Source organism: Paenibacillus sp. J31R34, assembly GCF_059383715.1.
Genome location: NZ_JBXENU010000005.1, coordinates 424,446 through 437,034, shown reverse-complemented (window position 1 = coordinate 437,034; position 12,589 = coordinate 424,446). Strand labels below are relative to the sequence as shown.

15 protein-coding genes and 1 riboswitch are annotated in these 12,589 nt (G+C 48.2%); of the genes, 8 read left to right on the top strand and 7 right to left on the bottom strand.

The features are described from left to right. Positions 1-80: 80 nt before the first annotated feature. From AC50YG_RS16910 to AC50YG_RS16900, 3 genes are read right to left on the bottom strand one after another with little or no spacing between them, the layout of a single operon-like run. A complete protein-coding gene (locus AC50YG_RS16910; RefSeq protein WP_473760412.1) occupies positions 81-464 on the bottom strand; it encodes a RidA family protein in 384 nt (127 codons plus the stop codon). A 54-nt stretch (positions 465-518) separates the two neighbouring features. Continuing rightward, the gene (locus tag AC50YG_RS16905) at positions 519-1,382 is read right to left on the bottom strand and encodes a sensor histidine kinase (RefSeq protein ID WP_473760414.1); all 864 of its coding nucleotides are present in this window, start codon (positions 1,380-1,382) and stop codon (positions 519-521) included. A 22-nt stretch (positions 1,383-1,404) separates the two neighbouring features. Further along, on the bottom strand, positions 1,405-2,853 hold the full coding sequence (locus AC50YG_RS16900) for a copper resistance D family protein (RefSeq protein WP_494828139.1): 1,449 nt from the start codon (positions 2,851-2,853) through the stop codon (positions 1,405-1,407). A gap of 116 nt (positions 2,854-2,969) precedes the next feature. On the opposite strand from AC50YG_RS16900, the gene AC50YG_RS16895 reads away from it, so the two are divergent. Beyond that, complete coding sequence (locus AC50YG_RS16895) at positions 2,970-3,200, top strand: hypothetical protein (RefSeq protein WP_494828138.1); 231 nt, start codon at positions 2,970-2,972, stop codon at positions 3,198-3,200. Here the strand turns inward: AC50YG_RS16895 and AC50YG_RS16890 are convergent. Continuing rightward, the gene (locus AC50YG_RS16890; RefSeq protein WP_494828137.1) at positions 3,178-4,500 is read right to left on the bottom strand and encodes a VWA domain-containing protein; all 1,323 of its coding nucleotides are present in this window, start codon (positions 4,498-4,500) and stop codon (positions 3,178-3,180) included. The genes AC50YG_RS16895 and AC50YG_RS16890 overlap by 23 nt on opposite strands. 148 nt (positions 4,501-4,648) lie before the next feature. Here AC50YG_RS16890 and AC50YG_RS16885 point away from each other — a divergent pair, with 148 nt between their 5' ends. Beyond that, positions 4,649-4,963, top strand: a complete 315-nt coding sequence (locus AC50YG_RS16885; protein WP_341278824.1) for a hypothetical protein — start codon at positions 4,649-4,651, stop codon at positions 4,961-4,963. Positions 4,964-5,000: 37 nt separating this feature from the next. Next, positions 5,001-5,441 (top strand): GNAT family N-acetyltransferase, encoded by a 441-nt coding sequence (locus tag AC50YG_RS16880; protein ID WP_494828136.1) that lies wholly within the window; start codon positions 5,001-5,003, stop codon positions 5,439-5,441. A 101-nt stretch (positions 5,442-5,542) separates the two neighbouring features. On the opposite strand, the gene AC50YG_RS16875 is transcribed toward AC50YG_RS16880, so the two are convergent. The 3 genes from AC50YG_RS16875 to AC50YG_RS16865 all read right to left on the bottom strand — a co-directional run bounded on the left by AC50YG_RS16875 (position 5,543) and on the right by AC50YG_RS16865 (position 8,562). Beyond that, a complete protein-coding gene (locus AC50YG_RS16875; RefSeq protein ID WP_341278826.1) occupies positions 5,543-6,505 on the bottom strand; it encodes an aldolase catalytic domain-containing protein in 963 nt (320 codons plus the stop codon). Between the two features lie 111 nt (positions 6,506-6,616). Next, positions 6,617-7,636 carry a hypothetical protein gene (locus tag AC50YG_RS16870; protein ID WP_473760426.1) on the bottom strand — a complete coding sequence of 340 codons (1,020 nt, stop codon included), beginning with the start codon at positions 7,634-7,636 and terminating at the stop codon, positions 6,617-6,619. Positions 7,637-7,800: 164 nt separating this feature from the next. Beyond that, complete coding sequence (locus AC50YG_RS16865; RefSeq protein WP_494828135.1) at positions 7,801-8,562, bottom strand: GTP cyclohydrolase II; 762 nt, start codon at positions 8,560-8,562, stop codon at positions 7,801-7,803. 238 nt (positions 8,563-8,800) lie between these two features. On the opposite strand from AC50YG_RS16865, the gene AC50YG_RS16860 reads away from it, so the two are divergent. The 5 genes from AC50YG_RS16860 to AC50YG_RS16840 all read left to right on the top strand — a co-directional run bounded on the left by AC50YG_RS16860 (position 8,801) and on the right by AC50YG_RS16840 (position 12,488). Continuing rightward, the gene (locus AC50YG_RS16860; RefSeq protein WP_341278829.1) at positions 8,801-9,127 is read left to right on the top strand and encodes a winged helix-turn-helix transcriptional regulator; all 327 of its coding nucleotides are present in this window, start codon (positions 8,801-8,803) and stop codon (positions 9,125-9,127) included. 200 nt (positions 9,128-9,327) lie between these two features. Next, positions 9,328-9,504: a hypothetical protein gene (locus AC50YG_RS16855; RefSeq protein ID WP_494828134.1), complete on the top strand. Its 177-nt coding sequence runs from the start codon at positions 9,328-9,330 to the stop codon at positions 9,502-9,504. A gap of 51 nt (positions 9,505-9,555) precedes the next feature. Beyond that, complete coding sequence (locus AC50YG_RS16850) at positions 9,556-10,920, top strand: ArsB/NhaD family transporter (RefSeq protein ID WP_473760433.1); 1,365 nt, start codon at positions 9,556-9,558, stop codon at positions 10,918-10,920. Between the two features lie 211 nt (positions 10,921-11,131). Next, positions 11,132-11,298: riboswitch (cyclic di-AMP (ydaO/yuaA leader) on the top strand. A 4-nt stretch (positions 11,299-11,302) separates the two neighbouring features. Further along, positions 11,303-11,722: a hypothetical protein gene (locus AC50YG_RS16845; RefSeq protein ID WP_473760435.1), complete on the top strand. Its 420-nt coding sequence runs from the start codon at positions 11,303-11,305 to the stop codon at positions 11,720-11,722. Positions 11,723-11,921: 199 nt separating this feature from the next. Continuing rightward, positions 11,922-12,488, top strand: a complete 567-nt coding sequence (locus tag AC50YG_RS16840; protein ID WP_494828133.1) for a MarR family winged helix-turn-helix transcriptional regulator — start codon at positions 11,922-11,924, stop codon at positions 12,486-12,488. The last annotated feature ends 101 nt before the right edge of the window (positions 12,489-12,589 follow it).

Sequence of the window (12,589 nt, the reverse complement as noted above, 5' to 3'; positions counted from 1 at the left end):
CATTCGATAAAAGGAGCACATAAAAACAGCTCCCGCCCCATCTTTACGATGAGCAAGGAGCTGTTCTATAGACGCTTCTATTATTGAATAATGGCTTCGGCCTCTATTTCAACGAGCAAGAGCGGATCAATAAGTGCTTTGACTTCTACCATCGTTGCTGCTGGCTGAATCGTGCGAAAAAACTCGCCATGTGCTCTTCCAATCTCTTCCCACTTCGAAATGTCAGTAACGAACATTCGGGTCCGAACGACATCAGACATGCTTGCCCCTAGCTCAGCCAAAGCCTTCTCAATCGTTTGCAGAACAAACCGAGTTTGCTCATACGGGTCTCCTTGGCCGATGACTTCGCCATCCTTCATCGCTGTCGTTCCTGCGACTTCAATCCGATTGCCGACGCGAATCGCGCGGCAGTAGCCCACAAGCGGCTCCCATGGGGAACCCGTAAATACCTGTTGTCTGCTCATCGTGCTCTCTCCCCCACATTAAAAATGGTCATTCCCGCAACCGTATTTTTCATACTAACTGCCGTTTAAAGGCTCCGTCGCTATTTCCACTCGCGTTCCTTGGCCGCGCTCGCTCTTTACACGAAGCGACCAGCCCATCTGCTTCGCTCGTTCACGCATCATGCGAATGCCATAGCGGCCTTTCGCCTCCAACTGCTCGGCGTCCGCACCTCCTCCTGTATCCGCTACGATACAGTGAAAGCTGCCTAATGCTCCGCCTTCAAGCGGATAGCAGGCGATGCTCACATGCGCCTCGTGCGTATGCTTGCGAATATTCATCAGCGCCTCACGCACAATTGCCATCAGCTCGACCTTCTCTTTATCTGACAGCGCATGCTCGGGCAATTGCCAATTAACCTCGGCGGTATAGCCGCCACCAGCCTCTCGCAGCTCTTCGGCAAGAGCATGAATCGCCGTCAGCCAGGGCCCTTCCGCAGGACTTGCAGCTGTTGACGATTTCAAGTTGGCAATGGACTGGCGAACGTCCTCATATACATGCCGGACTGTTCCTCGAATTTGCTCAGTCGTCTGACGAACACCCTCCGGTGTATTGGCATGCTCCAGACTGTCCAGCTTCACGGAAAGCAGAAACAACGACTGAGAAATACCATCATGCAGCTCACGCGCAAGCTTCTCGCGCTGCTCAAATGAAGATTTTGACAGCCGTTCGCGCTGCAGCGCATCCTGCATGAGCTCTAGACGCTTGAACAAACCGCGCAGCAGTGTCAATGTGACTAAAAAAACAAGTACAGGAGCAAGCACATTGCCCAGATCCATTGAGATGTATGGCAGCAGAAAAGCATGCCTGACATATTCCCAAAGGCCAATTGTAAGTGTGGGAATCCATAAGATCAACCATTTCAACCATCGATAAGACACCCGCTACCGCTCCCTGCCTGCATTAATAGTTTTCAAAATCGATGCTTTCGTTCAGCTTGCCCCCGCTCTTATCAACCACCTGCAGCTCGGCCGTCCATTTCCCGGGGAATGGGATGTCCATCTGCTCTGCATGGTACGACGTTCTCACAAAACCAGGAAACGACTCATACGATGTATCCTCAAAAATCGCCAGCGGCACCTCAAGGGGCGCAAGCTGCTGCTTATCATGCGAATGCAGCACCAGCTTCACATCTGTTGGCTCCCCCAACTGCTCCGGCAGCCATATTTTCACCTCGAATTGATTCGCCCCCGGCTCATTTGGCGTTATATTAACGGTAAAATGGCGCGTTTCGCCCATCTTATGAAATCGGACTGGCGTATTGTCCGGTATGGGGCTCATATAGGTAAAGACGCCGACAATAAGCGTGATCGCCAGCATTAGACCTGCATCCACTTTCAGCATCAAGCCATGCGGCAGCTCCCCCCGCCGAACACGGGCACGAAGCAAAGCGCCTGTGACGATGACGAGTACGACCAACGCGATTTTCACCAGCAGCCAAATCCCCCAGCTTGTATAAAATAAATAGGACAAGCTTGGCAGCAGCAGCCATGTAATCGCCGCACCCGTAATGACAAGCAGCGCCATGGAAATCCATGCTGCTGTCGTGAAGCGTTCTGCAAAGCGCCCCGCTTCCTTCCGATCAGCCAACCAAAGCCCCAGTAAAATCATCAATCCTCCGCTCCATACAGCGGCACAAGCGAGATGAATAAAATCAAGAACGATGCCTAAATTCATATTCGACTGCAACGCCGCCATATGGCCGGTCCAGCTCTCAATAGCGAGTAATAGCAGCGCCCATATGAGCTTGAAGGTATCGCTTGCCCTAATTACGATAAAACCTAGAAGCGACAATATAAGCAGCGCAAGCCAGGCTTGACCGGTATTCGTTTCGGTGAACAGCCTCACCCATTCCGGCCCTCCTCCTCCGTAGCCCTCCATCAAGCTTCGCGCACTGGCGAATACATACAAAAGAGAAGCAAGCAGCAGCGCCCGCATCATTGGCAAGCTCCAGAGCTGCATCCGTTTGCGCTGTTCATCGCTTCCTAAGCGAATCCCGCTGAACCAAAGCATCAGTCCTGCCGCCAGCAGCAGCGCGAGGTAATAGACAATTCTTGCTGTATAAAATAAAGCTGTGCCAACGCTAAGGCCGCTGTCATGGCCGTGATCCATATTTTCCATCTGGTCATGTCCAACTTGCTCATGCGGATTAAAGCTCGCTGCAAGTGTTGGTAAAACCCCGGTAATCTGCTGGGGCTCTAAGCTTCGCGCTGCATGGGCTTCGGCCGGCAGGATGCCAACTAACAGTGCGCAACTAATCAGAAGCAAAGTCAGCATTGCATACGAAGTGATTATTTGGGCGGATGTATGCCGTACTAGCTGCTTGCTCCAGGAAATTAAACTTAAAATCATGCTGCAAATCCCTTCCTTCAGTTATCCTCTTGTAACAGTTTACCTTACAAGGCAGCAAAGGACAATTCACTTAGCAAGATGTGAAAACTGTATAACGCGACAGAGGAGGGTGCATCATGAAAGAGAAGGAACGGCATCATAATAGGAACAAGCCATTATGCACTGGAGGAGGAAATGTCTACATGGTGTTTAACAGCAGCTACACAATCGCAGATTTGAATCATAACGAGGACGCGCTTGCAGAAATAAAACAATTAGAGCAGCGGCTGTCCGACCAAACCGGAGCAGCCATTACTCTAATTGCTTATAACTATGAGCATGATATTACGGCTGAACGTACCGATTAATCATTTCAACAAGTAAATCATTCAGCGGCTTCACCTCGTATTCCCCGGCAGCTGGCTCTAGGTGGTCACCGCCTATTCCGCTGTCATCCGTCAAAAACAAGTACGTCCCTCCCGTCGCCACCGCCATAAAGCGCAGCAAATATTCTGTTTGTACATCTACGCCGCTGGAGGCGACGGGAATAATACGGATGCCATCCGCGGCTGCTGTTTGGATCAGCTCCTGAATTTCATTAACCACTTTCGTGTTATAATGCGGCGGAGCATCCAATACGAGGAATAGCAGCCTTGCCCGCGCCTGCTCGCTCCAGTCATGTCCATGAATGGCATCGCGCAGCGCCGCATCCACCGCTTCTGGATAATCGCCGCCGCCATCCGCCTTTTCCGCTGCCAATTTCCGGACAACCTGATCGACATCCTTCGTAAATGGAAACGACTTCACCGTATAATCATCAAATTTATCCTTATAAAAGTTGGCACTGAGCCGCATATCCAATTGCTGGCCATGCTGCTGGTCTACCCTGCCGATTACATCCTTCAGCTCGGCCTCCAAATAGCGCAGCTCATCCTCCATCGAGCCTGTCGTATCCACAACAAACATAATATCGACCTGATTGGCGAGCTCCGCTTCGCCTCCCAAATCAACCTTGAGCGTGCCTTGCTCCGGCAGGATAATATCGCTTAGGCTCTTGTTGTACTGACCTGCCTGCACCTCGACTTTATAATTGCTTTGCTTATCGTTTTGGCCATTGTCATAAAGCCCGGCAAATAAATAAGCTTTTCCATCCGTATTTGTGCGCGCTTCCCATACTTGCTGGCGCTGATTGTCATTTAGCGTAACGATCGCATCCGATACTGCGAGTCCCCCTGATGTCACAACGACCTCCAAGCGGTTAAAAGCATGGAACGACCAATAGCGGGCGTTATCATCTCCTTCTTTGCTATTGAGCAAATTGCCAAAGCGCTGCCATGCCGCCAAATCATCCCATTCCCCCGCCGTAAGCTGGCCTGGCTTCACTTCCGCCTGCTGCGAAGAATAACGCCTGTCTCCACCTTCTCTGCGTTCACTTTCAGGAATAGGCTCCGCAGATTCTCCTTTGCTTGGTGAGCTGTCTTCTTTGGTGCTGCTGCCTTCTCCACCTTCTGCAGCCGTATTTCCCACTGCCGTATCCTCTGTCTCTGTTGTCGTGGAATTACTCCGATCAGGGCCGCTGTTCATACCTCCGGAGCAAGCTGCTGCCAGCATAAGAGCGAAAATAATAACCAATGTGCGAAATAAGATGAATTTATTTGTATTTTGCATCTTATATCCCCCTTCTATCTTTTTCCATTTAGACGATTAGGGGGCACTCATTGTTGCATAAATACCTATTCAACATTAAAATGATTAACAGGCTGCAGCGCTGGTTTGTCCAGACCATATGCGGTGTTTTTCTTAGGAGGATAATCAGATGGAAACGATAGCGTTAACCAATATTGAAATAATCTATCAGCTCGGAACTCGCCAGCTTACTTTTACGAATGCCGATTTATTTTTAGTGACAGATTTTGGCTCAGCTTTGTGGTACGTCGATGCGAACGGTATTGCAGATACTGATGTATTGAAATGGTTCAATCAAAGCGAGGACATTCGAATCCAGCTGCTCGTCACCTCCATTGACAATCGCATATTCGAAGGTACAGCTTACTTCCATCCTAATGAGAAGCATTTTGCTGCGGCGATTCGCGGAGAAGGCGAATTGCGACTTATAAATAATGAGCAATAATCGTGGAAGTATGGGAAAAAGGGAGGAACAAACCGATATGTCAATTACTACGCGTCTGGTTCAGAATCAGGAAGACCGGGATGCCGTATTTGAAGTGCGTCGCAGCGTATTTGTTGACGAGCAGGGCGTTCCTGCTGCCAATGAATATGATGAATTTGAAGATACGGCCCAGCATCTGCTCGCCCTCAGCGGGCATGTTCCGGTAGGAGCAGGAAGGCTGAGAGTAGTGGACGGTGTTGCCAAGCTGGAGCGCATTTGTATTTTGGCAGACTACCGCAAGCTGGGCATTGGTAAAATCATCGTCGAAGCGATGGAGCAGGCAGCCGCGTCCCAAGGACTGGCCTCGGCCAAGCTGAATGCGCAAACGCATGCAGAAGGCTTCTACAGTAAGCTGGGCTATCGCACGGTTTCGGACATTTTCTTTGAGGAAGGCATGCCTCATGTCACGATGACCAAGCAGCTTGCCCATCGGGCTTAAAGCCTGCGCAAATCCAATAAAAAAAGCCCTGGACAGCCGCCATTCCAACATGGACGGACTTCCAGGGCTTTTCAATTATACAGGCTGCTGTGAGGCAGCTACTATTTGCTATGCGATAATTCTGGTGTTGTCATGCGATCGTAGAAATCTACCGCTTTATCCTTGTCTTCGGAATCGCGAAGCGCCATTGCCGAACGTGGATGCTCGTCCAAAATACCAGTAATCATGTAAGGAATAATGTAACCCCACTCTTCCTTCTCGCGAAGCGGAATCATGTATTTCTCGATCATATCGAGAACGGGGCGTGTTTTGTATCTTGGGTTTTGCAGTTGGGATACGAGCAGCTCTGTGTTGCAGTTTCCTGCTGCGCGGCCCATGCCATATACGGATGCATCAAGCAGCTCAACGCCGCCTTCAGCAGCAATAAGCGTATTTGCGAATGCAAGCTGCAAATTGTTATGCATATGTGCGCCCAGACGCTTGTTCGGAAGGTACTTGCGGAATTTTTCCGTCAAGTAGCTTACATCATTCGGTTTCAGGCTGCCGTAGGAATCGACGATGTACACAACGTCAACAACGCTGTCATTGATCAATTCGAACGCTTCCAGCAGTTGGTTTTCCATTACATTCGACAAGGCCATAATGTTCAGCGTCGTCTCATAACCACGGTCACTGAATAGTTTAACAAGCTCAAGACCCTTGTCCACATCTTTCGCATAACAAGCGACACGGATTAGATCAAGCAGGCTTTCGCTACGCGGCAAAATATCGTTCTCGTCTACACGGCCTACGTCAACAAGTGCCGACAGCTTTGTAGTTCCTTTATTAGGGATAACCGTTCTGAGAAACTCGTCATCCAGAAAACGCCAAGGGCCTGCACTTTCTGCGCCTTTGAGCAGCTTTGGCGAGTTTTTATAGCCAATTTCCATATAATCAACGCCAGCATCGTTCAGGCTTTTGTACAAGTGCTGGACAAACTCTACGCTGAAATCCCAGTTGTTTACTAATCCGCCGTCGCGAATAGTGCAATCGACGATTTTACAATGACTTGTTTTTGAATTCATGTAAAGGCTCCTTCTGACTGTACGTCGCTAATCTTTAACATTCATCATACTTGAAATGCCTAGGAAACGCAAAAGAAATTTGCCCATTTCTGCCGCCTCAAATCGACCCATTTAGCCACCAAGCAGCTCCTCCGCTTTCGCCTGAAAACGTTCATGGAATTGCTTAACCGCGGGGATATCCATCTGCTGTCCGTTGATTCGGTTGTAAACTTGCTCATCCGTCGTTGCCAGCACGTCCAAAAACTGCGATACCATTTTTGCCGTTACCGTCTCCGGATGCTCCTTCACCAGCTTTTGATAGCTCGTCTTCACCTCGCTGAGCAGCCGATACGTTTCCATATCAAATATGGGTGTGTTATTGAGGCCATAAATATACATCGATAAGTAGCTGTTTAAATAAAGCTGCTCGATTTCCGGGCGCTCTGCTGAATCGGGATACGTTTTAATGTAGGTTTCCGACAATACTGCGCGATTAGCCAGCTTATCCCACGTTATGATCAGCCCGGCATCCTTCGCTGAAACCTCATTTGATTCTACCGCCCGCAAAAAAATATAATCATTCATCTGCTGCGATACATAATTTTTGTAAACCTTTTGCAATTCAAAATCAATGATCGGATAAATGGTGCCCTCTACCATAATCAGCTTGTAGCCGCCCATCAGCTTCGTAATAACAAGCTGCTTCACAGCGGCATCTTGAATTTCGGCGGCGTTGGAGGCCGTAATCGGCCATTGCTGCTGGAGCAGCACCTCCTGCACATTATTTTCAAAAAAAGCGTCCTGCGTTCGTTCCAGATCATTGTTATAATACGCATTCAGCTCACGTATCATCGTATCCGCCCGCTCTTGTCCAGCCTTTGACATATTCTCGTTCAAGAATGAAACAATTTCGAACGGCTCCTTTGCATTTTGCACCGTCTGGCGGTATTGCTCCAGCAAATTGTCCTTCTCTTGGGGAGCGCCCTGCACGACTGGCGAAACCTGTGCGCCAGCGTGGGAATCCCGACGTTCCTCTGTATTTTTATTGTTGCCGCTGCAACCTGCAATGAATAATGCAAATATAAGAACTAAAACATTCCATCTATAGTTACGACTACGCACGTCGCTATTCACCTCAATCGTCATGTTCATCTGGCCCTCTCACTCTAATAGTATATGCCACATTATCGTCAATATCCAATAGACGCATGAACAGAGCGGAAGTTACGGCAAAAAAGCGCGGAAGCAGGCCTCCGCGCAAACTTTTTTCAAAACACATCCGTATCCTTAACTTATCTTCAAAATATCTCCTGATCTTACAGCGCTTTGACCTGATTATCCTCATGCTGGGCTTCGGCCGAATAATGCCCCGACTTCACAACCTTTGTTGTCAAATACTTCTCATTGTAGACGGAGGTTTGCCCCCAAAGCGGAACACGGCGGGCAATATGCATGCCAGCTTCACGAAGCGCCTCCACTTTGCGCGGGTTGTTCGTAATAATCGACACAGGCAACGAGCGAAGCAGCTTCAAGACAGCAATGGATTCACTGTAATCGCGAGCGTCCTCAGCAAAGCCCAGCTCCAAGTTCGCATCAACTGTATCGAGCCCCTCCTCCTGAAGCAGGTAAGCCATTGCCTTACTGAACAATCCAATGCCACGGCCTTCATGATTTGCCAAATAAAATAAGGCGCCCGTTCCATGCTCGGTAATCATCCGCATCGACTGCTTAAGCTGAAAGCCGCAATCACAGCGTTGGCTGCCAAAAATATCGCCCGTATGGCAGATGCTGTGCATGCGAATCAGCGCATCTTCGCCTTCGGCAAAATCGCCATAGACGAGCACGCTGGATTGCTGAAGCTCCGCATACTGCCCCTTCGCCAGCTCGCTGTATAGATCTGTCTCGTCTTGGGCGCTATTTTTCTCACGCTTCAGCCAGCTGTACCACTGAAAAATCTTCGTCTCGCCGTCAAGCTCAACCGGAAGCTGAATGGGTCCGACAACATGGATATCGTGCGAATCGCCTTCAATAGTTTTTATTTTATCATTTATAATAGAACGAATGGATGGTTTAATCATTAGTGTGCACCTTCTTCATCTGTATTTGATATAATAGGTTGAAAGGCTAAGCTTCATCTGCTATAAATGCACTTTGCCTTATTAATAATCGTAGGGGAACAAGTTTTCGCTTACCATTAGTAACTAATTATATATTCGAAATTCCATTACGTCAAGTTATGAGCATTCAAAAAGTTTGCTTGTATATAAATTATATTAAAGTTATACTTAATAGCAAGTTATTAATGAGGTGATCTACATGGAGAAATCCGGGCTTTGTCCGCGCCTGCACAAAGGAATGGACATTATAAGCAAACGATGGACCGGCTTGATTATTTATCAGTTGCTGTCCGGGCCGCAGCGCTTCAGCTGCATTCAAGGTGCCCTTCCCATTAGCGGCAGACTGCTGTCTGAGCGGCTCAAGGATCTTGAAAATGAGGGCATTGTAAGCCGCGCCGTCTTTCCAGACATTCCAGTTCGCATCGAATATTCGCTTACCGAAAAGGGACACGCACTGGAGCCGGTCATTCGCGAATTGCAGCAATGGTCATCCGATTGGGTAGCGCCTATGTCCATATCCAAGTAAAAAGATAACGAAGCAGCCTCGGCCCTTAACAAGGCCGAGGTTGTTTTGCGTTTCCGGAGCGGGGACGCTTCGCGGAATTATAGCAATCTACTATTAACGTCTAGTACCCTCTATCAGTAGGCCACATATACATATATTATTCATATCTCCCCATGATAGTCGTCCTCTTATACGTTATTACTAGAAAGGAGGAAATCCTTTTGCTTACGATCTTCATTATTTGCTCGTCAGGCCTGTCCCTCTATTTCATTCTCAAGCCTCCTCCACCGATCAAACAGCCTACTATTATATCTCTATCCTCTACGGCAACCGATAAACGCTATGACAGCAGCCGCATAGAAGCCGCTCAGCATAATGCAGTTGCCGCAAATGAATAACTCTTTCCTGCTTCACTATGAATTTAACCAAGAATTCGAGGTGATTAACATTTGATCTCGCTACCTTCCATTATCGTTTCCCTGTTTGCCTTCCTCTTCACGATCTTGCTCATTTTGTGGCGTCCCAGAGGACTGAATGAAGCCATTCCTGCTACGTTTGGCGCCATACTCGTCCTATTGAGCGGAGTCGTCTCGTTGACGGACCTGGCGCATATTAGCGCCACCGTTAGTGGAGCAGCCATCACCATTATGGCGACGATCGTAATGGCAATCGTGCTGGAGAGCTTTGGCTTCTTCATCTGGGCTGCCGAGGGGCTTGCCATTCGAGCACGTGGCTCAGGACTCAGATTGTTCTGGTATGTAAACCTGATGTGTTTTCTGATGACGCTATTTTTCAACAATGACGGCAGCATTCTTATCACTACACCGATTTTGCTCATTATGCTGCATCACATGGGACTGAAAAATCACCAAAAAATTCCATACCTACTTTCAGGAGCATTAATCGCTACCGCCTCCAGCGCCCCCATCGGGGTCAGCAATATTGTAAATCTGATTGCGCTAAAAATCGTCGGCATGGATTTGTACATGCATACCGTCATGATGTTTATCCCCGCTACAATTGGTCTGCTGCTGCTCAGCCTGCTGCTGTTCTTCTACTTTTACCATCAGCTTCCCCGGCAAGTCCCCCATACGATTTCAATTGTCCCTATTCAATCTGGCTACCATCCTTTACTCACACCTAACGGAAGCAAGCCTGCATATCCCAAATACAGCAGCCGCTTTATGAAATTGATTCTGCTTTTCGTCTTCTCTGTCCGGCTAAGCTTATTTGCTGCCTCCTATTTGCATATCCCCGTTGAGTGGGTCGCTGTTTTCGGCTCCCTGCTGCTCCTTAGTTGGCGCTGGGTTTACTTGAAAATGCCGCCGAACGACATTTTGCGTAAAATTCCGTGGCATATACTCATTTTCGCCTTCGCCATGTATATCATTATTTATGGCCTGCACAATATTGGCCTGACGCAATTACTCGTGCAGGTGTTCGAGCCGCTTGTTATGGGGAGCCTGATGAATGCAAGCATTTTAATCGGAGGGCTTGTCTCTGCCATGTCTACACTCGTCAACAATCACCCCGCTCTCATGATCGGCACGATCACCCTCACCGAAATGAACCTCGATCCGCTTTCACTCAAAATCGCCTACCTCGCCAGCGTCATTGGGAGCGATATTGGCTCACTCATTTTACCGATAGGCACTCTAGCCTCGCTCATTTGGATGAATCTTGTACAGAAAGCCAAGGTAAAAATCAATTGGTTGGATTATGTCAAAGTAACGATTGTCGTCATTCCGCCTGTTCTGCTGTTTACTCTCGTTCTTCTTGCTTTATGGGTTGGCTGGATCTTCCCTATGCATTAACTCACGACAACTTCTACATGAGCGGTCAGTCCACAATGAACTACTGTATTCATAATTCAGCAGTTATTTCTGCAGAAAACGAGCGCTGCCGCCAAATAACGGCGGCGCTCGTTCTCACTTGAGGCAGCAGCATATTTTTATTTTACTGCTAAAAGGTTTACAAATGAGCCATTAAGGTATAATATATATCCCTAGCCGAATTCTGGCACTCTATTATTAATCGCTTAATTTTTCAATTGAAAAAGCGGGGGAACCAACGACGTGGTTGAAGCGACAGCTTGAATCGCAAGGGGTGAATCCGGTGCCTTCGCGCACTGGTAGGGCAGCTCTCTGGCCCGAATCCGACAGCTAACTCCGTAAGCGAACGTGAGGAGAGATGAATATGATTGTCCTTCATGCGCCGGACGCTCCGCCTAAGGCGAAGCACGCAATGAAGCTTACGGTCAAGCGCATTGAGCTGTTTGTCATTCCAGCACTCAATGTAGACGCCGCTGGAAACCGTGCCTGCTTGCGGGTAACGACGGACAAAGGCATTGGCTTTGGCGAGACTTTTGTAGACGAAATGGAACGCCCTAACGATTGGGGCCTGTGGTGCAGCGCGCTGAGCAGCTTTATCGGCACCTTGTCCATAACAGGCCGTTCGCTTCGGAGCGAGCAAGCTGATCAACACAGTGTGTACAACCTGTTCGATCACGCCATTCACCATCTCAAACACTGGACGGCAGAAATTGAACCGGATGACAACACTTCCGAGGAACCTATTTTACTCAGCCGCTCGTTATTCTATCTTTCTATTTTTTAGCCTATTTTGGATCGACCTAACACAAAGGAATCTTCCCCGCCATGATTCAGCTGGCGGAAAGGTTCCTTTTTTTCTATCGGCTGCTTGTTCTCCTATGGAAAGAAAATAAAGTTTTAGTTCCAGATAGGAAGAATGGCGGGCTATTGATAGGTTATATAAATGTGTTGACACCAAAGTAATTAGGAACCATACTATATATATGAACAACAATAATAAAATAATAAATGACTTTGACGCAATTCCTTCGCTAGTACAATCCAAGCGTCAGATTGATCGCTATAACCTAGACATAGACGCTCAGGCTATACTCGTCGCTTCTAGACTAATGGCAGCGGGAGTCAAGCTTGGACATGCCTCGGAGATTCATTTCTCTAGATTCGGTTTATCAACAAGTCGATATCGTTTATTGGCGGATCTTGAAGATAACGAAGGAGAAGAATTGCCTTCGCAATTAGCGGAGCATCTAGGCGTTACACGTGCTACAGTGACAGGTCTTATCGACACCCTTGAACGAGATGGGCTAGTTTCTCGGAGATCAAGCTCAGATGATGGCCGTCAGAGATCGGTCATTTTGACGGAAGCAGGAGCGAAGAAGCTTCGTGAAATGGCTCCTGAGCATTTCGCTCGGCTGGAAGCAATGGTGGGCTTGCTCAATATCGAGGAGCGCAGCGTATTTCTCGACTTGCTAGGCCGAATTACACAAGGCATCTCAGCTCTTACGGGCGAAGTAGGCTCGAAACCAAAGGGAAACATCAGTAATGATTAGAATGGGCTAGTAAAGCTAGCCTATTTTTATCCTTATATAGTTAGGAAGCTAATTATATTTCACTGAAAGCAATCGTTGAACGATTTCAAAGAAGAGGGGAG

Excerpts from the sequence above, each read along its gene's own strand:
- AC50YG_RS16870 (WP_473760426.1), bottom strand. The coding sequence starts at position 7,636 with ATGAACATGACGATTGAGGTGAATAGCGACGTGCGTAGTCGTAACTAT.
- AC50YG_RS16885 (WP_341278824.1), top strand. The coding sequence starts at position 4,649 with ATGGAAACGATAGCGTTAACCAATATTGAAATAATCTATCAGCTCGGA.
- AC50YG_RS16890 (WP_494828137.1), bottom strand. The coding sequence starts at position 4,500 with ATGCAAAATACAAATAAATTCATCTTATTTCGCACATTGGTTATTATT.
- AC50YG_RS16860 (WP_341278829.1), top strand. The coding sequence starts at position 8,801 with ATGGAGAAATCCGGGCTTTGTCCGCGCCTGCACAAAGGAATGGACATT.
- AC50YG_RS16840 (WP_494828133.1), top strand. The coding sequence starts at position 11,922 with ATGAACAACAATAATAAAATAATAAATGACTTTGACGCAATTCCTTCG.
- AC50YG_RS16910 (WP_473760412.1), bottom strand. The coding sequence starts at position 464 with ATGAGCAGACAACAGGTATTTACGGGTTCCCCATGGGAGCCGCTTGTG.
- AC50YG_RS16880 (WP_494828136.1), top strand. The coding sequence starts at position 5,001 with ATGTCAATTACTACGCGTCTGGTTCAGAATCAGGAAGACCGGGATGCC.
- AC50YG_RS16865 (WP_494828135.1), bottom strand. The coding sequence starts at position 8,562 with ATGATTAAACCATCCATTCGTTCTATTATAAATGATAAAATAAAAACT.
- AC50YG_RS16845 (WP_473760435.1), top strand. The coding sequence starts at position 11,303 with ATGATTGTCCTTCATGCGCCGGACGCTCCGCCTAAGGCGAAGCACGCA.
- AC50YG_RS16875 (WP_341278826.1), bottom strand. The coding sequence starts at position 6,505 with ATGAATTCAAAAACAAGTCATTGTAAAATCGTCGATTGCACTATTCGC.
- AC50YG_RS16895 (WP_494828138.1), top strand. The coding sequence starts at position 2,970 with ATGAAAGAGAAGGAACGGCATCATAATAGGAACAAGCCATTATGCACT.
- AC50YG_RS16900 (WP_494828139.1), bottom strand. The coding sequence starts at position 2,853 with ATGATTTTAAGTTTAATTTCCTGGAGCAAGCAGCTAGTACGGCATACA.